This window comes from Sphingomonas bisphenolicum (assembly GCF_024349785.1).
GTDB lineage: Bacteria > Pseudomonadota > Alphaproteobacteria > Sphingomonadales > Sphingomonadaceae > Sphingobium > Sphingobium bisphenolicum.
In genome coordinates this window covers 2,210,842-2,230,105 of sequence record NZ_AP018817.1, presented here as the reverse complement: position 1 = coordinate 2,230,105, position 19,264 = coordinate 2,210,842, and the positions used below count along the sequence as shown (strand labels likewise).

The following is a 19,264-nucleotide window of genomic DNA, read 5'->3' as shown; positions in this document are numbered from 1 at the left end:
TTGTTGCGCCGTCAGCCGGCGATCATTGCGCCGTCGACCACATGTTCGGCCCCCGACACGAAACTGGCTTCGTCCGACGCCAGGAAGAGGACGACATTGGATACTTCCGAAGGCTGGGCAAGGCGGCCCAGAGGGATGGCCGCCGCCGCGCCGCCGCCCTGCTCGTCGGTCGCGGCGATCATCATGGGCGTCAATATGTAACCGGGATGCACCGAATTGACCCGGATGCCGGCATGGCCGAATTGTGTCGCGATCAGCTTGCTCATGCCGCGCACGGCAAATTTGCTGGCGCAGTAGGCGGCGTTGGAGGATTCTTTCGTGCCCAGCATCCCGGCAATCGAGGAGATGTTGACGATCGATCCGCCGCCTGCCCCGATCATGCCGGGAACGACCGCCTTCATGCCCAGGAACACGCCCAGCTGGTTGATCGCGCAGACCTGCAGAAACTCGGCCTCCTCGAAATCCAGCAGGCCCTTCACCGGGCCGATCACGCCCGCATTGTTGACGAGGACCGTTACCGGACCGAAGCGACTTTCCGCCGCGGCGACGACGTCGGTCCAGTCCTGCGCCTTGGCGACGTCGTGGCGCAGAAAAAGCGCCGCATCGCCCAGCTCGGTCGCCAGCGCCTTGCCGCCCGCCTCATTCACGTCGGTCAGGACGACCTTGGCGCCCTCCCGCACGAACAGCCGCGCATGGGCTTCGCCCATGCCCTGCGCCGCGCCCGTGATGATGGCGACCTTGCCGGCGAGCCTGCCCATGGTTCAGGCCGCTACCGTCTGCTTGGCGTCCGACAGTTTCGGCGCGACCTCCTTGACGAGCAGTTCCATCGACCGTTCCCAGGGTTCGGGATTGTCGATATAGTCGTGGCTGTAGACCAGCAGCGTGCCGAACGGCCCGCCCAGTTCGCCGAACCAGGCCTCCATCTTCTGTCGCACGGTCTCGACCGATCCGACGATCCAGACATGTTCGGCCAGATAGTCCGCATCCACGTCCGCAGGATCGACCGACGGGTCATGGAGCAGGCCCTTGAGAACGCCGAAGCGCTCATAGGTCGGCTTGATATATTCCTTCCAGGCAAGGCCTATGCCGCCCTCGGTAGCGAGCTTGCGCGCTTCCTCGTCAGTGTCGGCGACGATCACGTCGCGCACGACGCGGTGGGCCGACCGGTCGGACTCGCGCCCGGCTGCCGTCATCGTGTCGCGGTAGGTTTCGAAATGGCTGCGCAGGAATGGATTGCCGGCATAGACCGACGCAGGCAGGAAGCCATGCGTGCCGGCAAAGCCGATCGAAGGCGACGGCGCACTGAGGCCCGTCATCGCCATCTGCATCGTCCCGCCCCATGGGCGCACGTCGCGCAGGGGCTTGTTGGGATTGGCTTGCGGGAAACCCGCGTTCCAGAACTGCCCCTCAAACTCGAAAGGCTCGCCCTTCCAGACCCGCTCCATGATATCGATCGCTTCGAGCATCATGGCGTGATTGCCCGACATGTCCTTGATCCCGCGCACGGCGGCATCGGTCGGGTAGGCGCCGGTAGCGACGCCCAGCATATAACGCCCTTCCAATATCTGACTGAGCCAGGCGGTCTGGATCGCGAGCGTGGCCGGATGATGATAGGGCAGAAGATGGGCCAGCGGCCCGAACTTGATCTGGCTGGTCTGCAATGCAGCGGCCGCGATCACCAGTTCGGGGCTGGGAATGCCTTCCCAATTGAGCGTGCCATGCTCACCGACCCAATATTCGCTGAAGCCGATCTTGTCCGCGTGCACCGCCTGACGCAGCGCCCATTCGAACACCTGCCGCGGCGTACGCTCTGGGCGCACGAACGGCGTCTGGAACATCCCAACCTGCATCACTCACCTCTTCTACGAATATTTTTCCATGGCTGGGGCAGAACCTCATCCATGGTCCTTCCATTCGACCAATATGCCGGCCGGATCAAATCGCATCACGCTGCAAAATTTCAGACGGAACGCCTCCCCCGCCGCACCGAAGCCCGGCAGGTCCACCCTCGCCGTTCCGACATACCAGGCCTCGCGCACGACGATGTCTCCCGCGACCGTCACCCGTTCGGGCGCCTCGAAATGGCGATCCGGCACATAACTACCGGCAAAGTCGCGCAGCACCCCCAGCAGCGCATCGCGACTGGTCATCACGAAGGCACGATTGAAATGCGCGAAATCGAGGTCTGGCGCGATCATGCGCTCCATCGCATCGAAATCCTTGGCATTATAGGCCCGGATCAAAGCTTCCGCCGCGGCGGCTACGTCAACCATTTCCATTCTCCCGGCACATGGAAACATGTGGCAACCGGCCTGTAATTCTGGAAAGGCATAGGGAAATAGTGGGATAACGTCCCATCTTCCTCTCCTTCATTCTGCGCCGTCCGGCCCAGCAATCTGTTCTCTTATGCCGATCTAGCTACATCTCGACCCGCATAAGGTCAATTATAAAATCGACGTTTTATCGGAAATTTTGAGCCGCCGGAGAGGCATACGTTCCCAAGCGACCGCTTTCCGCCATTTCTGCCGCACGACGCCGTTATTCTTCGTGCTTATTTTCCCGCACCTGTCAGGCTTTGGGGTTGCAGAGGATGCCAAGCCAAGGCAGTAGAGTGCGACAGAAGCGTGTAATGGGCGGCGTCCGCAGTCCGGGCGCCGCATGGATTTGGAGGCCTTCGTGGCGACAAAAGAGGTCGTGGGAGAGTCGGAGCAGATCGCATCGAACACCGCGAGCGCGTGGGACAGCCTGCTGGAGGAAATCGCTCACCGCCCAAAACGGGCGACGGAGCGCAAGCAGGACCGCGCCAAGCGCACCGAGCAGCAGATATTGAACGCGGCGCTGCGGGTGTTCGCGCGCGATGGCATTTCCCGCTCGCGGATTGCAGACATCGCTGCGGAGGCCGGCATTTCCACCTCCACCCTCTATGAATATTATAAGAGCAAGGAGGATCTGGCTTATGACGTGCCATTGTCCCACCTCGCCGAATTTTTCGAAAGCTATCATGCGAACGCGGCCAGCCGCACTTCGGCGCGCGAAAGGCTGCTGCTCTATCTGGTGATGTCGGCGGATTATGCGCGCGAACATGCCGAATGGGCACGGCTGCTCTATCTGGAAATCTGGCCTAGCGTCTTCGTCAGCGACACCGAACTGCGCCACAGCATCGACGACTTCACCCGCGTCATCCTGTTCCTGGTGAAGGAGGGCGTCGCCGAAGGCTGGGTTGCGCCGGACCGCAATCCCTATGAAACGGTCGCGCTGCTGATCGGCGGCGTCAACCAGCTCATCATCACCTGGCTGCTCTATCGCAAGCCCAAGAATCTGACACGGGCGGGCAGCGAGATGGCCGAACGGCTGATCGCGATGCTGGAGAATGAAGTCCGCCGGTAAGGCGGCGCGAACCGATGATTTAGCGATCCTCATAGCGCGGCGCGCGATGGTCCAGAAAGGCGCGCACGCCCTCCGCCCCGTCGCTGCCTGCCGTCAGTTGCGCAGTGAAGCTTTGCGCGTCCAGATAAGCTTCTGTCCAGCTCATACCCTCCAGCCGGGCGGACGCGACCTTGCGCGCGCGGATCGCAGGCAGGCTTTTCCCCGCAATGGCGCGCGCGAGCGCCATGGCGCGGGGCAGAACTTCGGCGGCGGGCAGGACATAGTTGAAAAAGCCCGTCGGTTCGAGTTCGCGCGCGGTGAAGCGCGCGCCGCTGAAGAGCATCTCGCGGATCTTGGCTTCGGGCATATTCACATGGGCGAACAGCCCCGCCCCGCCCGCGACCAGTCCATAATCGATCTCCGGGCAGGCGAAGGCGGCATCCTCGGCGGCGATACGCATGTCGCACAGCGCCGCCAGGATCATGCCGATGCCGATCGCCGCGCCCGATATGGCGGCGATCACCGGCCGGTCGAGCCGATAGAAGCGCGGCAGTTGGGCGTTGATGAAGTCGTAGCGCGCCTTGCGCCCCGCGACGTCGATTCCATCGAAATCATGCAGGTCCGCGCCGCCGCACCAGGCGCGCGCACCCGGCGGCGCCGCCAGCACGATCGCCCTGATATCTTCGCTTGCCGCGACATGATCCGTGAAGGCGCCGATGGCTTCATAGACGTCGATCGACACGGCATTGACGGGCGGTCGATCGAACAGGATGAGCGCGACGCCATCGTCCATGACGTCTAGGGTGAAGGCGCCGAACGTCTCCCGGCGCAGGACAGATGCTGTCATCGTAGCGGATTTCCTGTAGCCAAGGGCCGGTAGGCAGGATCAGACATCCCACTCCAGGGTGAACGGCTTCACACTGCCCACGATGCCGTTGGAAAATCGCAGCAGCTCGTCCTTCGCCAGTCGAAATTCGGGAATGCGGGCGAACCATTCGCGCAACACCGTCTTCATCTCGATCCGCGCCAGATGTGCACCGGGACAGGTGTGCGATCCCTTGCCGAAGGTGGAATGTTTGCGCGCCGTGCGGCCGAGGCGGAATGCGAGCGGATCGTCGTTCATCGCATCGTCCAGCGCGACGACGACGGTCGGCGCCATCACCATCTCGCCGGCCCTCAGCTCCACGCCTTCGAACGTCCCGTCCTGTTTCACTTCACGCGAGGAAGACACGACGGGGAAGCGGCGGAAGAATTCGAGCAGCGCATCGTCTATCCGCGACGGATCGGCGGCGATCGCCCGGCGCAGGTCATGGTCGCGGGCGAGATAGGAGAAGGTGAAGCCGAGCATGTTGACGACGGTATCGAGGCCGCCCACCAGCACCTGGATACAGATATTCTGCGCCTCCAGATCCGTCAGCGGCCGGCCGCCGACCTGGCCGTTCACCATGCGGCTGATCATGTCCTGTCCGTCCGCGCCACGCCGCGCCGCAATGACCGGGGTCAGATAGTCGCGGAAAAGTTGGGAGACTTCCGGATAGGTCAGCGACCCGTCAGGCCGGGTGAACTGGTCGGCCAGATGCTTGAGCTTGGGCAGGTCATCCACCGGCAGGTCCACGATCTGCATGAAGATACGGACGGGCAGTTGCTCGGCAAATTCCTCCACGAAATGGCATTGCCCCTTCGCCCGGAAGCCCTCGATCAGACTGACCGTCAGGTCGACGATGCTGTCCTCGATCGGCTTGAGCGGCTTTGGCCCCAGATTTTCGTTGAGCAGGTTGCGAAAGGGCCGATGTTCGGGCGGATCGAGCGACAGCGGGATGAGGCGATAGGCCTCCCCCGCCGTATCCTTGGGCACCAGCACCGTCCGGTTGGAGAAACGCTCTGAATCCGACATCACGACATCAGAAATATCCGCCCGCAACGCGACCCAATGCCCCCCATTATGCGGGGTCCACATCAGCGGATGGGGGACTTGCGCCATCAATTCATGCCAACTGGCGTGAAAATCGCTGCCTTCCGGAACATCGCGATATATGTCGAAGTCAAAGACGCGGTCGTCGGGTACATTGTCGGGCTGTTGCGCCAGCATCGTCGCCGGCGCGGTCATGTCCGAAGCCATATCACTCTCCCCATGGGCGGGCGCTGTGGCGCCCTGCATTGCTCGGCACCTTATCCGCCACGCCCGGCATATAAAAGATTTTTCGTCGGTTTTTATCTGTAATTTTTCCAAAAAATCCGGCATCATCGAAATATCAGCATAATTTTACGATAAATAGTCGGTTATTTGGAGAGCAATGATGCGATTGAAGGGCAAGGTGGCGATCATCACCGGCGCGGCACAGGGCATGGGCGCTGCACATGCCCGCCGCTTCGTGGCCGAAGGCGCCAAAACATTGTTCACCGACATCAACGAAGCCGCCGGCGCTGCGCTGTCCGAAGAGTTGGGCGACAATGCCCTTTTCGTGAAGCAGGATGTGACGAACGAAACGGACTGGCGGATGGTCATCGAAACGGCCGAGCGACATTTCGGCCCGGTCAGCGCTCTCGTCAACAATGCCGGCATCATCGGGCCCGTGGCCAAGGCGGCCGACCTGTCCGAAGCCGATTTCCTGAAGGTATGCGCGATCAACCAGACGTCCGTCTTCTTGGGCATCAAACATGCCGTCCCGTCGATGATACGCGCCGGCGGCGGCGCCATCGTCAATATCTCGTCCATTTCCGGCATCGTCGCCATCTACGGCACGCCCAACGTCGCCTACGCCGCCAGTAAATTCGCGGTCCGCGGCATCACCAAACAGGCAGCGATCGAATATGGCGAACATGCGATCCGCGTGAACTCCGTCCACCCCGGCTATATCCGCACGCCGATGATGACGCAGGCGCTGGACGACGATCAGATCAGGATCGCCAGCGGATCGGTGCCGATCCGGCGTGTGGGCGAAGTAGAGGACGTGTCGAACCTGGTCGTCTTCCTCGCGTCCGACGAAGCCGGCTTCATCACCGGCACCGAATATATCATCGATGGCGGGCTGACCGCCCTTTGACGGGCCGCGCGTCCCTGGCCGAATGGCGGCGCAACTGGCATCTGGTGCTGCTGACCGTCATCGGCATCACCTGCGTGCCGACGACGCTGCCGGTCTATACGATCGGCCTGTTCGTCGCGCCGCTGCAGGCCGATTTCGGCTGGAGCCGGGGCGCGATCCAGGGCGCGATATTGTGCAGCACCGGCCTGGGGCTGGCCGGTGGACCGTTTGCGGGCTGGCTGGTGCGACGGATCGGCCTCAAGCGAGCCATCCTGTCCGGCCTCATCGGCATGGGGTGCGCGCTTGCATTGGCGGCGGCGATCCACGGCTCGCTCTGGCAGCTCTACCTCGCCTATGCGCTGATCGCGCTGATCGGCGCCGGGACCAGCGCGGTGACATGGAGTTGCCTGATCGCGGAGCGCTTCTCGGCGAGCCGTGGACTGGCGCTCGGCATCGCGCTGTCAGGCAGCGGCCTGTCGGCGGTGTTGATGCCACGCCTGGTGATGCTGGGCATGGCATGGGGCGGATGGCGGACCGCCTATCTGTTGCTGGCGGGCTTCGCGCTGCTGGTCATCCTGCCGCTCTGTGCCTTGATGTTGCCACGAACGGGCAAATATGCGGCGGACGAAACCGCCACCTCGTCCTCGGGCCGGTCCGGCCTGCCGCTCGCTGCCGTGCTGCGCGACCGCCGCTTTTGGCTGATAGGAGCGAGCACGGCCGCCATCTATCTGGCGGTCGGCGGCATCATTCCCAATCTCGTCCCCGCGCTTGGCGACCGGGGGCTGCCGCTTGCGCAGGCGGTGACGATCATGGGCATATTGGGCGGCGCGATCATCGCGGGCCGAATCCTCGTCGGCCTGATGATCGACCATGTCTGGGCGCCGCTGATCGCCACCATCATCCTGCTGCCCGCAGCGGGCGCCTGCCTGCTGTTGATCAGCCATGCGGGCTTCATCGCCTATGCGGTCGCGGCCGCGCTGCTGGGCGCGGCGACGGGCATGGAATTCGACATGCTGGGTTTTCTGGTGGCGCGCTATTTCGGCCTCGCCGATTTCGCACGCATCTACGGCAGGCTCTATATGTTCGTCGCCGCGGCGGCAGGCACGGCGCCATGGGCCTATGGCGCGCTGTACGACCATCTTCACAACTACGACATCGCCTTCATCCTGTCCGCGCTTCTGCTGGCGGGCGGCGCGGCGGGGCTGCTTGCGCTCGGCCGCTACCCGGTCGATCCCACCGACTTCAAGGCGGTCTGATCGCAGCGTCGCCGAGCCCCTCAAACCGAAATTTCTTCGCCAATATTCCCATGGGCGCCAATATGCTGCATGGAACTTGAGAGGGCAGCGGCCTATTCTGCTTCCCTGCCCTGCACGGCAACATAATGGAGATCATAGTGCCAGCAAAAGACGTGATTACGGCCCAGCCGTCGATGGCGCCGGAATCCGACAAGGGCTGGGACAGGCTGCTGCGGGAAATATCCCATCGGCCCAAACGCGCCACCGAGCGCAAGCAGGACCGCAGCAAGCGGACGGAACAACAGATATTGACCGGCGCGTTGCGCGTCTTCGCGCGCGACGGCATCTCGCGATCCCGCATCGCCGACATCGCGGCGGAAGCCGGCATTTCCGCCTCCACTCTCTATGAATATTATAAGAGCAAGGAGGATTTGGCCTATGACCTGCCATTGTCTCACCTCGCCGAATTTTTCGAAAGCTATCATGGGGCGGCCGCGTCCAAGACGACCCGCGAACGGTTGCTTCTCTACCTCGTCATGTCCGCCGATTACGCACGCGAACATGCCGAATGGGCACGCCTCTTCTATCTGGAAATCTGGCCCAGCGTATTCGTGACGGACACCGACCTGCACCACAGCATCAACGATTTCACGCGCGTCCTGCTGTTCCTGGTCAATGACGCGATTGCGGAAGGGTGGATCGCGCGCGATCGCAACCCTTATGAAACCGTCGCGCTGCTGACCGGCGGCATCAACCAGATCATCATCACCTGGCTCCTCTATCGCAAGCCCAGGAACCTGACCAAGGCCGGCACCGAAATGGCCGAACGGCTGATCGCCCTGCTGGAGATAGAGGCGCGCACGACGCAATGAAGCGGCTCGACGACAGGGACATTTGGCGGACCGGCGTCAATCCGTAGCGAAATGTTCACGCGCGAAGAGGCCGATCTGGTCCAGCGATCGATCCGCTTCCTCCAGGAAAGGGAAGAGCGTCCAGATATGCACCATGCCTTCAGCCAGAACCAGTTCCACGTCGCCGCCCGCTTTCCGTACGCCGGCGGCCAGTCGCACGGCGTCGTCGCGTAGCACCTCAGCATCGCTGGCGGTCAGGAAGAGCGGCGGCAAACCATGATGCTGGCCCCAGACCGGAGAAGCCAGGGCATGGGCGCGCGGATCGCGATCCTCGATATAGACTTTGCCCATTTCCACGATCATCACGCGGTCGATCAGGGGATCGACGCCATCCAGCGTGACGGCGGACTCCCCTTCCCCCGCCAGGTCGAGCAACGGCGATATGGCGACACCCGCCAGCGGCAGCGGCAGGCCTGCGTCCCGCGCCGCCATCAGGACCGCGATCGCCAGCCCCCCGCCGGCAGAATCGCCGCTCACGATCAAGCGATCCTCGCCATGACGGTCGAGCATCGCCCGATAGGTCGTCATCGCATCGTCCACCGCAGCCGGATAGACATGGTCGGGCGCCAATCGATAATCGGGCACGATCACCGACGCCTCGCAAACGCGCGATAGCCGTTCCGCGAAATTGCAATAGGCCCTGGCGCTGCCCATCACATAGCCGCCGCTGTGGAAATGCAGCACGGCGCGGCCACCGGCGTCGCCGACGCTGCCCGCCGTCACCTGCAGCGCGGCGACCCCGTTCAGGTCGATAACCTCGATCCGGGCATCGTCCGAAACAGGAAAGTTCGCGCAAAGCGCCTCGAACCCGTCGCGCCACGCATCGATCGGCGCGGTCGGTTCCGGCGTCGCCGCCCGAAACAGGTCGATCGCGCGCTGGTGCGCAGCGCTCTTGGACAGCCCGACCATGGCGCGGCTCAGGCCGCGGCCGTCGCGTAATCCCGCGCCATCGCCCTTGCGTCAGGAATGACCTTATCGCCGAACAGTTGCAACGACACCATCGCCTCGTCACGGCTCATGCCGCCATAGAAGAAGCAGCCGGCCAGGCTGATTTCCGGCCCCAGGACGCGGAGGCGCTCCTCGACGCGAGCCAGCACCTGCGCCGGCGTGCCTACGCCCACCTGTGCGTCGACATAGGCCCTGGCCGCTGCCTCCACACCCATGTCGCGCAACGCGGCGGCCCCTTCGGCATAGGATTGATAGGCGGATGATTTGGCGAAATGGTCGCCGGTCATCTCATAATGGCGGACCACGGTCTGATAATAGTTGCCGGCATAGGTGTAGGCCAGTTCGCGCGCTTCGTCGGCATCCTCTCGGATCAGATAGAAATCATCCATGATGATATGCGGCTGGCGATCGGGATGATGGGTACGGAAGGCGTCGCGATATTCGTTCAGCAGCGGCAACATGCCGTCCAGCGGCTTAGTGACAAAAGTCAGCAGGCGGCCGCCGATCTCACCAGCCGTGCGCGAGGATTCGGGCGACATGCCGACGGCGCAGAAACTGTCAGCCATCGACGCGCGCGGGGCGGGATGCACTGGGGTCGGGGTCTGCGGATAATATTTGCCCGTACCCTCGATCACCCCGCTGCGCAGTGCGCTCAGCACCATTTCGAGCGCCTCGTCGAACCGCTCGCGCGACTCGTCCATGGGAATGCCCATGTGGCTATATTCCATCTTGGCGAGGCCACGGCCGAATCCGGCGATGCAGCGGCCGCCACTCAGATGATCGAGGAACGCCAGTTTCTCGACCACCCGCAAGGGGTCGTTCCAGGGCAGGATCACCGCGCCGAGGCACAGTTTAAGCGTCGTCGTCCTGGCCGCGAGATAGCTGAGTGGCAGGAAATTATCGGGACATGCGGAATAGTCGATATCGAAATGATGTTCGGGGGAGCAGCAGATATCGAAACCCAGCCCCTCCACCTGTTCCATCAACGACAATTCGTCCTGAACGAATTGAAGCGGGCTGCGGATGTTGCCGGGATTCTGCCAAACAGGCGTATAGATGATGTCCATGAATCTCTCCTTGCTTTCGCAGGGCCGCTGCCTGAGCCGCCAATCTTGTCATTATATCCGAAATATTATCGGATTATCATTGTTCGTCCATAGCGTTCGAGCGCATCGCCGGTGCGGTTTGGCGCATAAAAATCGGCGCCGTTCCCAATGTGGAAACGGCGCCAGTCGCCCCCTTATTTGATTTTGAACGACATGGTTACACCATAGGTCGCCGGCATTCCCGCCAGCCGACCTGCGGACGCGCTCGCCGGCACGACCGCAGCGATGTAATATTTATTGAAGACGTTCTTGCCCCACAACATGACCTTCCAGGCACCACCGGGCGCCTCATAGCCGAGCCTTGCATCCACGGTCGCATAGCCGGGAATCTTGTAGACCAGTCCAATCGGCGCCTGCTTGCGGAATTCGGCAGGATTGTCGGGCCACACGATCCGGCTGCCGCCCAGCGCAGCGTCTTGCGAACTGCGGAAATTGGTCGACACACCGACGAACGGACCTCCGTCTCCCGGGGCACGGTAATCGATCGACGCCGTGCCCGACCATTCGGGCGTATAAGGCAGCGCGTCGCCGAAAGCGCCGAAGTCATTGACCTCGCCGATGATATTATAGTCGCGCGGCGATACCGGCCCCTTCTGCAGTTTCGAGTTGAGATAGGTAACGCCCCCCGACAGCGTCAGGCCAGCGGCCGGACGGATCGTGACATCCGCTTCGCCGCCATAGATGCGGGATTTGGGGATGTTGATGAGGATATCGAGCACGCCGAAGAGCGGATCGAGCAGCTTGCCGCGGATCTGTTTGTTCCGGTAGTCATAATAGAAGCCCGCCGCATTGAACTGTACCGCACGGTCGAACAACTGGGCCTTAAGGCCCGCTTCATAGGCCGTCACGGATTCCTGCACGACCGGCTGCAGGCCGACATAGCCCGACGCCGCGAGCGCCGGGAAGCTCCCAGCCTTGTAGCCGCGCGAGACGTTGGCATAGAGCAGCGTCGTGTCGGTCACCTTGTAATCGACACCCACCCGCCAGGAGACATTGTCTTCCTTCAGCGTCTTGCGGAAGGGCTCGCCGGGGACATTATTGTCATTGAGCGTGTAGCAGCCCTCCGGCCCGATCGGCGTGAACGGCGCTGTGCCGAGCAAACCGCCCAGGAAATTGAACAGGTCGTTCACATAGCCATTCGCGTCGGTGAAGCCGCAATTATAGGCCTTGTTCTTGGATTGGGTATAGCGCACGCCACCCTTGAGTGTCAGTTGCGAGCTGATATCAAATTCAAGATTACCGAACGCGGCATAGTTGGTGATCTTCTGCTTCATCAAGTCACCGCTGAAGTTGATGAACATCAGGCCGGCATTGTTGGTATCATTGTCGTAATAGCGCAGATGCTGAAGCTCGCTCGTCGTGCTGCGCTCATAATTGCCGCCGATGATATAGCGCAGCGCCGACGTGCTGGCGTTGGCGATCCGCAATTCCTGGTTGAAGGATGTCAGTTTGCCGTCCGATTTCTGAAGGTCGAAACCCACCGCGACCACGCCTTCGCCATCGGTGCGCTGATTTTGCTTGAAATGATCATAGGTGGTGATCGACGTCAGGGTCATGTCGTCGGTAAGGTCATAATCCGCCCGGACCGAAGCCTGGATGAAGGTGCGCTTCGACTTGGGCGAAAAATCGGCGAGTTCGTCGGTCGGTGTGCCGGCAGGACCGCCATAGGGATCGACCGAAAAATGAGTCCAGTCGGCAACGCGCGCATTGCCATAGGCGAACGGCTGGTTGGCATAGATCGGCTTCACATTCGTAAAGTCGGTCGGGCTCATCGCCACATATTGGATCGCCTGCGGATCGGATGTGTCGCGCGACCCGTTGAGGTTGAACGCCAGCTTCAGCCGCTCCGAGGCCTGCCAGTCCAGCAGGATGCGGCCGGCGATATAGTCCTGTGATCCATTGGTGTCGGTCGGGCGCGTCAGACTATACTGCCAGTCGTTGAGATGGTGCGCCGTCATCGCGATGCGGCCGTTGAGATTTTCCGTCAGCGGCCCGCTGACATAGGCATTGCCGTCAATCTGGTTGAAGCGGCCATAGGTGATGTCGCCCCCGGCTTCGAACGTATCGGTCGGCTTGGCGGCGATATAGTTGATCGCACCGCCGGTCGCATTCTGGCCGAAAAGCGTACCTTGCGGCCCCTTCAGCACTTCAATCCGCTCCAGATCGAAGGCGGCATGCGACGCCATCACCGGAAAGGGCAGCGGCGCCTGGTCGATATAGACCGACACGGCCGGATAGACGCCCAGAGAGCTTTCGTTGAAGCCGACGCCACGCAGCGTGAAGATGGGCGTATTGGTGACCGACGGGGTGAAGGTAAGGCCCGGAACGGCGGACGCAACGTCGGAAAGGGAAACGATCTTGCGGTCCTGCAACTGCTCTGCACTCAGCGCGGTAATGGTCAGGCCGACCTTGTTGATATTCTCCTGCCGCTTGTTCGCGGTCACGATGATGTCCGCATATTGCGCGGGTTGTGCGGTTGAATCCTGTGCTTCCTGAGCCTGCGCAGCGGTTCCCATGACCAGCCCCGCAACACCCGACAACAAAAGCGCCTTTGCAGCGTTCATTTCGGTATCCTCCCATTTTCTTCGCTTTTTACGAAGCCGAATTAGTATCGGATTTTTGAGCGCATCCTGTCAACTGAAATGATATATGGTCCTACCAATATAATTTATTCTTTTAATTCAATATGTTATATTAGAGATTTTGACTTGACCTGCCATTGCTCGCGCGCCTGTTGAAAAATCCGATATATCCTCGCCCAATGGCAAGCCCTCTAAGCGGCGAATGGTTGGCAACAGCGCCTTGCGCCTACAATCGACGCCGACGAAGCCGGCCATCGAAATGCTGCCTGGATCGCCCGTTTCTCACCATAAAAAGAGATTATGAAGCGTATGAGCCAATGCGCTCAAAGCATTTGCCTTTCTTTCGGCGCCCGCGATTGAGACGGGACGACGGGGCGGCTCGAAACAGTGCCGGACGATTTGCATATCGCAAATCGGGAATCAGCTTCAATCCGAATTATTTTCGGTTATTATCGAGTCGCATAGAATGTGCGCGAAAAATCGGCGCGAGGAGAGGATCACCATGCCCCAGGATGTGCCCGGCCCCGTTCCGCTGAAGAGCGACCGGAGCGATGGCGTTCACTCGTCCCGCCTTGCCGTCCGCATCGTTGCCGGCCTGCTGGCGCCGATCGCTCTCGTCCTGTCGATCGCGGGTGGCCAGCTCATCCTGCTCGGCGGCTCTCCTTATTATCTGGTTGCCGGCCTGCTGATCGCCGCCGCAGCCATCTTCCTATGGCGGGGCGACCGGCGGGGCGCATGGATTTATGGCGCGATGCTGGCCGGAACATTGGCTTGGGCGCTCTGGGAAGCAGGTGGCAATGCCTGGGCGCTAGCGCCCCGCATCCTCGGCCCGACGCTCGTCGGACTGCTGCTGCTATTGCCTCCCGTCCGTCGGGGTTATGGCGCGCCGCCTATCCGTGGCGGCTGGTTACCAGGCGGCGGCGTGCTGATGATCCTGCTGCTCGCGGGCGGCGCCTGGCTGTCGCGGCCGGTCGCGCCCCACGATGCCGGTGCCTGGCCTGCCGCTGCGCCGCCCAGCGAATGGCGACAATGGGGCAATGATGCGGGCGGCGATCGCTTCGCCACCGCTGCGCAGATCACCCCTTCTAACGTCGCCCGGCTGCAACCCGCCTGGTCGTTCCAAACCGGCGCGAAACCGCGTCCGGGCGGCGCCGGGGCGCTGGCGTTCGAGGCGACGCCGATCAAGATCGGCAATCGTCTGTTTCTTTGCTCGCCGCACAATGTCATCTTCGCGCTCGATGCGACCACCGGCCGCCAGCTCTGGCGGTTCGATCCGCAGACAAAGGATATGGGCCATGCCTTCGCCAATTGCCGTGGCGTCGCCTATCACGCCTTCCCGGACGCCGCCATGCCCTGTGGCGAAAGGATCTACAGCGCGACGATCGACGCCCGGCTGATTGCAATCGACGCCCGCACCGGCGCGCACTGCCGCGATTTCGGCCGTGATGGCGAAGTGTCGCTGGCCGACGGGATCGGCAATTATGCCTCCGTCCTCTATTATGTGACCTCAACCCCAGTCGTGTCGGGCAATGTCGTGATCACCGGCTCCTATGGCCTCGATGGACAGAAGATGGACCAGCCGTCCGGTGTCGTGCGCGGTTACGACCTGGCGAGTGGCAAGCCTGTCTGGGCGTTCGACCCCGCCGCCCCGGAACGGGGGGGGCCGCAGGCGCGCTATGCGCCGGGCACCCCCAATATGTGGAGCGTGGCGAGCAGCGACGAGAAACTGGGCCTGGTCTATCTGCCCTTCGGCGTCGCCACGCCGGATTTCTTCGGTGGGCGCCGCTCGCTGGGCGCAGAGCGTTTCTCCAACGCCATCGTCGCCGTCGACAATCGCACCGGGCGGCCGCGCTGGACGTTTCAGACGGTGCATCACGACCTGTGGGACTATGACGTCGCATCGCAACCCGTGCTGACCGACGTCCGCATCGGTAACAGGATGGTTCCTGCGCTGGTCAGCATCAGCAAGACGGGGCAAAGCTTCGTGCTGGACCGCGCCACCGGGCGACCGCTGTCGCCGGTGGTGGAAAAACCGGTGCCGCAAGGCGCCGCTCCGGGCGACTGGACTGCCCCCACCCAACCCTTTTCCGTCGGCATGCCGTCCTTCGGGGCCCCGCCGCTCACCGAAGCCACGATGTGGGGTCTTACCCCGCTCGACCAGCTCTGGTGCCGCATCGCCTTTCGCAAACTGCGATACGAAGGCGCGTTCACCCCGCCCCGGCAGGACTGGTCGATCCAATATCCAGGCTCTGCCGGCGGCGTGAACTGGGGCAGCGTATCGATCGACCGGCAACGGCGCATCATGATCGTCAACAGCACCAACATGCCGACGCTCAACCATCTGATCAGCGCCAGAGAGGTGCAGACGCTCGGCCTCGCTCCCATGGGGACTCCGGGACAGAAGCCGTCGCTGGAACGTTTCCGCCTGGGCGTGCCGCAGACGGGCGCACCCTATGGCGCACAGAATCACATGTTCCTGTCGCCGCTGGGCGTTCCCTGCATCCAGCCGCCGTTCGGCACGCTGAGCGCTGTAGACCTCGACAATCGCACGCTGTTGTGGAGCAAACCGATCGGCATGGCCGACAGCATGGGTCCGCTGGGCATCCCCTCGCGCCTGCCCTTCACCATCGGGCTGCCGACACTGGGCGGATCGATCACGACGAGCAGCGGCCTCACCTTCATCGCCTCGACCCCAGACCGGCGCATACGTGCGATCGAGACGGCGACGGGACGACTGTTGTGGCAGACCAGATTGCCCGCCAGCGCCAACGCGACGCCGATGACCTATGTCGGGAATGACGGGCGGCAATATCTGGTGATCGCAGCGGGCGGCAGCGCTGCATTGGCCAGCAACGAGCGCAATGTCCTGGTCGCCTATGCCCTGCCGCAGGTCAGCCGACGCTGACCCGCGACAAAGCGGCATTTTAACGGGCGAGCAGGCCGCCGTCCACCGGCAGGCTGATCCCGTTGACGAAGGGGCAGAGGTCGGACAGCAGCCAGCGCGCCGCCTCCGCCACATCGTCGGGCTGACCGAAGCGGCCGACCGAATGGCGCACCAGCAGAGGCTCCAGCGCGGCGGCGAACCCGGCATCGTTGAACAGCCGCTCTTCCGTCATCGGCGTCAGGATCAGGCCCGGCAGCACCGCGTTGACGCGCACCTGGGTGTCGCGATATTCGCACGAGGCCGCACGGGTCAGGCCGGTCACGCCCGCCTTGGACGTGGCATATTCGGCCATGTTGGGCGATGCCGCCACCGCCGCGCCGGACGCGGTGTTGACGATGGCGCCGCCGCCCGACTGGCGCATCTGCGCGATCTCATGCTTCATGCACAGGAACACGCCGTTCAGGTTGATGTCGATGACCCGTCGCCATTCCGCGAAGCTGAGGTCCGGCACGATCTTGCTGGCGAATTCGATGCCGGCATTGTTGAAGGCGCCGTCCAGGCGGCCGAAGCGCGCCACCGTCGCCGCGACCATGGCGGCGACCGAATCGTCGTCGGCGACATCGCAGGCGACGAAAGCGGCTTCCCCGCCTGCAGCGCAAATAGCTTCAGACGCCGCCGCGCCGGCATCCGCGCTCCGATCCGCAATCATGACGCGGGCGCCGTCGCGCGCGAACATATCCGCCGCGGAACGGCCGATCCCGGAAGCGCCGCCGGTCACGATGATAACCTTGTCTTTCAGCATGTCGGTCCTCTCCTTGCGTCCTGCCTCCCGCCCTGAATGACGGAATTGCAGATAAATTATCGAATTTTATCGGCATCCGGCGTGCCGAACTCGTGATTATTGGCTTTATTTATTGCAATTTTTTGGATCACGTCAATATTTTCCGAATATATGTCGGATTGACAGTCGCTCGATTACCCGGCACAAGATCGCACCCAGAAGATGCGTCCGATACAACGGAGCGGGGAGAGGATTGCGCCATGCCACAATATGACAGCGCCCATCTGCAGCGCTTCCCGACAATCACTGGTGCGCTTTCCCACGCTTTGTCTCACGCCCAATTTCCATAATCGTCTGAACGCTGGGCAGCGCCTTGCGTGCGCCCCATGAAGCCGGAGAGAGAAATGCAATTTTTCGAAGACAGGATGCGGTTCGGGATTTTCATGGGGCCTTATCACAAGCCCGGTCTGAACCCGCTTGTATCATTTCAGCAGGACATGCAGACGATCATCAATCTCGACGAACTGGGCTTCGACGAGGCGTGGATCGGCGAACATCATTCCGGCGGAATCGAGACGATCGGCAGCCCCGAACTGTTCATCGCCGCAGCCGCCGAGCGGACCAAACGGATCAAGCTGGGCACCGGCGCAATCACTCTGCCCTATCACAATCCGCTTTGGGTCGCGGACCGGATCGTTCAGCTCGACTATCAGACGCGGGGCCGCATGATGTTCGGCGTAGCGCCGGGCCAGCTGGTGCAGGATGCGCAGATGATGGGCCTTCATCCCTCGCAGAACCGCCAGCGGTTGCAGGAAGCGCTGGAGGTTATCATCCCGCTGTTCAAGGGCGAACGAGTGACGCGCAAGACCGACTGGTTCGATCTGCAGGATGCGCGGCTGCAGATGCTGCCTTATTCCAATTTCGACATGGCGACGGTAAGCGTCCTGTCGCCGTCGGGTCCACTGCTGGCCGGTCGGCACGGCATGGGAATGCTCTCGGTCGCGGCCACCGACCCGGACGGAATCGAAAAGCTGCTCGGCCATTGGGAGATTATGGAGCAGGAAGCGGCCAGCCACGGCCAGCCCAAGCCGTCGCGCAGGGATTGGCGCCTGATGGGGCCGATGCACCTGGCCGAAACCATGGAACAGGCCAAGGAGGATGTCCGCTACGGTCTGTCGCTGCTGGAAGATTATCGCGCGCACATCAATCCGGCGCCTGACATTGACTGGTGGGATATCGACAAGATCGTCGACATGCTGAACGAAAGCGGCGCCGCGGTCATCGGCACGCCGGATATGGCGCGCGCGCAGATCAACCGCCTGATCGAAAAGTCGGGCGGCTTCGGCACCTATCTGCTGATGGGCGTCGACTGGGCGCGCTATCCCGCGACAATACGCAGCCACCAGTTGTTCGCCGAGGAGGTCATGCCTTATTTCAACGGCCTGGGCGATCCGCTGCGCAAGAGCTTCGACGAGGTCATGGCGACCGGCTATGCCGGCGCGCAACTCACCGCCGAAGCGCAGGCGTCGATGCTCGAAAAATATAAACGCGGATCGGTCTGAAGGGCCAAAGCCCCGCGCCCGGCGCGACCGACGACAGGATGCCGGCCGCATGATCGGCCCGCCCCGCAGGAGAGGATGAGCCCCATGCCGATAGCCTATAATGACGACGAAGCGATGGTGCTGGAGTTTCTGGATCATTGGGAAAGCGGCAATGTCGACGTGCTGCTCCGCTATTTTGCGCAAGGCGCCAGCTATATCGACATGCCGCTGCCGCCGCGCCACGGGATGGATCAGATCCGCGCCTATCTGGACAGCGTCTTTTCCGCCTTTGCGGTGCGGATCGAAACGCTCAGCATCGCCTCGCGCGACCGCATCATTTTCACCGAGCGGGTGGATTATCTGCGCTCCAATGCTGACCCGTCCATCGTCGTGCCACTGCCCGTTACCGGCGTCATGGAGGTGCGCGACGGCAAGATCCTCGCCTGGCGCGACTATCTGGACCTGCGCACGGCGGAGGAAGGGCTGGGCATCCCCATTCGTCCCACCGACGCGGCGCTGACCGGCATCCCCCTGAATCAGGGGCGGGCCGCATGACCGCCGGAACGATGGCGCTGTTCGTCGCCGCCACCCTGTTCCAGCTTGCCGGCGCGTCGATCCTGCCCGCGACCCGCGGCATGACCGCACCGTGGCCCAGCCTCGCCGTGTTCGCCTGTTATGCGATCGGCCTGATCTGCATGGCGCGGCTCGTCGTGTCGGGCGTCAACCTCAGCCTGCTGATTCCGATCATCACCCTGGCGATCATAATCGGATCTGTCGTCGTCGGCCTTGCCATCTATGGCGACAGCCCGTCGCCGATGAAGCTCGCCTGGCTGGCCGGCGCAGTGATTTGCATGGGCCTGTCCTTCACCGCCTGACCGTAACGACAA

17 protein-coding genes are annotated in these 19,264 nt (G+C 62.5%); 8 read left to right on the top strand and 9 right to left on the bottom strand.

All coding sequences use genetic code 11. The features are described from left to right. Window positions 1-11: 11 nt before the first annotated feature. The 3 genes from SBA_RS10995 to SBA_RS10985 are packed head-to-tail and all read right to left on the bottom strand — an operon-like array spanning window position 12 to window position 2,273. A complete protein-coding gene (locus tag SBA_RS10995; RefSeq protein ID WP_224545942.1) occupies window positions 12-758 on the bottom strand; it encodes a glucose 1-dehydrogenase in 747 nt (248 codons plus the stop codon). 3 nt (window positions 759-761) lie between these two features. Continuing rightward, window positions 762-1,850, bottom strand: a complete 1,089-nt coding sequence (locus SBA_RS10990) for an LLM class flavin-dependent oxidoreductase (RefSeq protein ID WP_261934449.1) — start codon at window positions 1,848-1,850, stop codon at window positions 762-764. Window positions 1,851-1,895: 45 nt separating this feature from the next. Further along, entirely contained in the window at window positions 1,896-2,273 is a 378-nt protein-coding gene (locus tag SBA_RS10985; RefSeq protein ID WP_224545940.1) for a nuclear transport factor 2 family protein, read from the bottom strand. Between the two features lie 403 nt (window positions 2,274-2,676). Between SBA_RS10985 and SBA_RS10980 the strand changes: the two genes are divergently transcribed. Then, the gene (locus tag SBA_RS10980; RefSeq protein ID WP_224545939.1) at window positions 2,677-3,387 is read left to right on the top strand and encodes a TetR/AcrR family transcriptional regulator; all 711 of its coding nucleotides are present in this window, start codon (window positions 2,677-2,679) and stop codon (window positions 3,385-3,387) included. A 19-nt stretch (window positions 3,388-3,406) separates the two neighbouring features. Here SBA_RS10980 and SBA_RS10975 read toward each other — a convergent pair whose 3' ends face one another. Next, window positions 3,407-4,213 (bottom strand): enoyl-CoA hydratase/isomerase family protein, encoded by an 807-nt coding sequence (locus tag SBA_RS10975; RefSeq protein ID WP_261934448.1) that lies wholly within the window; start codon window positions 4,211-4,213, stop codon window positions 3,407-3,409. Window positions 4,214-4,252: 39 nt separating this feature from the next. After that, window positions 4,253-5,485, bottom strand: coding sequence for a cytochrome P450 (locus SBA_RS10970; RefSeq protein ID WP_261934447.1), 1,233 nt, complete (start codon window positions 5,483-5,485; stop codon window positions 4,253-4,255). A gap of 175 nt (window positions 5,486-5,660) precedes the next feature. Between SBA_RS10970 and SBA_RS10965 the strand changes: the two genes are divergently transcribed. The 3 genes from SBA_RS10965 to SBA_RS10955 all read left to right on the top strand — a co-directional run bounded on the left by SBA_RS10965 (window position 5,661) and on the right by SBA_RS10955 (window position 8,496). Continuing rightward, window positions 5,661-6,410: a glucose 1-dehydrogenase gene (locus SBA_RS10965; protein WP_261934446.1), complete on the top strand. Its 750-nt coding sequence runs from the start codon at window positions 5,661-5,663 to the stop codon at window positions 6,408-6,410. Continuing rightward, entirely contained in the window at window positions 6,407-7,645 is a 1,239-nt protein-coding gene (locus SBA_RS10960) for an MFS transporter (protein ID WP_261934445.1), read from the top strand. Before SBA_RS10965 ends, SBA_RS10960 begins: the two co-directional genes overlap by 4 nt. Window positions 7,646-7,782: 137 nt before the next feature. Next, the gene (locus SBA_RS10955) at window positions 7,783-8,496 is read left to right on the top strand and encodes a TetR/AcrR family transcriptional regulator (RefSeq protein WP_261934444.1); all 714 of its coding nucleotides are present in this window, start codon (window positions 7,783-7,785) and stop codon (window positions 8,494-8,496) included. Between the two features lie 36 nt (window positions 8,497-8,532). Here the strand turns inward: SBA_RS10955 and SBA_RS10950 are convergent, their stop codons facing one another. From SBA_RS10950 to SBA_RS10940, 3 genes are all read right to left on the bottom strand, one after another. Next, on the bottom strand, window positions 8,533-9,444 hold the full coding sequence (locus SBA_RS10950) for an alpha/beta hydrolase (RefSeq protein WP_261934443.1): 912 nt from the start codon (window positions 9,442-9,444) through the stop codon (window positions 8,533-8,535). Between the two features lie 8 nt (window positions 9,445-9,452). Continuing rightward, window positions 9,453-10,550, bottom strand: coding sequence for an LLM class flavin-dependent oxidoreductase (locus SBA_RS10945; protein ID WP_261934442.1), 1,098 nt, complete (start codon window positions 10,548-10,550; stop codon window positions 9,453-9,455). A 173-nt stretch (window positions 10,551-10,723) separates the two neighbouring features. Continuing rightward, a complete protein-coding gene (locus SBA_RS10940; RefSeq protein ID WP_261934441.1) occupies window positions 10,724-13,153 on the bottom strand; it encodes a TonB-dependent receptor in 2,430 nt (809 codons plus the stop codon). A 520-nt stretch (window positions 13,154-13,673) separates the two neighbouring features. On the opposite strand from SBA_RS10940, the gene SBA_RS10935 reads away from it, so the two are divergent. Beyond that, on the top strand, window positions 13,674-16,076 hold the full coding sequence (locus SBA_RS10935; protein WP_261934440.1) for a membrane-bound PQQ-dependent dehydrogenase, glucose/quinate/shikimate family: 2,403 nt from the start codon (window positions 13,674-13,676) through the stop codon (window positions 16,074-16,076). A gap of 19 nt (window positions 16,077-16,095) precedes the next feature. Here SBA_RS10935 and SBA_RS10930 read toward each other — a convergent pair whose 3' ends face one another. Continuing rightward, entirely contained in the window at window positions 16,096-16,857 is a 762-nt protein-coding gene (locus tag SBA_RS10930) for an SDR family NAD(P)-dependent oxidoreductase (protein ID WP_261934439.1), read from the bottom strand. Window positions 16,858-17,222: 365 nt separating this feature from the next. On the opposite strand from SBA_RS10930, the gene SBA_RS10925 reads away from it, so the two are divergent. The 3 genes from SBA_RS10925 (at window position 17,223) to SBA_RS10915 (ending at window position 19,252) form a co-directional block, all read left to right on the top strand. Continuing rightward, window positions 17,223-18,398, top strand: a complete 1,176-nt coding sequence (locus tag SBA_RS10925) for an LLM class flavin-dependent oxidoreductase (RefSeq protein WP_315975769.1) — start codon at window positions 17,223-17,225, stop codon at window positions 18,396-18,398. Between the two features lie 84 nt (window positions 18,399-18,482). Beyond that, complete coding sequence (locus SBA_RS10920) at window positions 18,483-18,932, top strand: nuclear transport factor 2 family protein (protein WP_261934438.1); 450 nt, start codon at window positions 18,483-18,485, stop codon at window positions 18,930-18,932. Next, window positions 18,929-19,252: a hypothetical protein gene (locus SBA_RS10915; protein WP_224545925.1), complete on the top strand. Its 324-nt coding sequence runs from the start codon at window positions 18,929-18,931 to the stop codon at window positions 19,250-19,252. Before SBA_RS10920 ends, SBA_RS10915 begins: the two co-directional genes overlap by 4 nt. Window positions 19,253-19,264 lie beyond the last annotated feature (12 nt).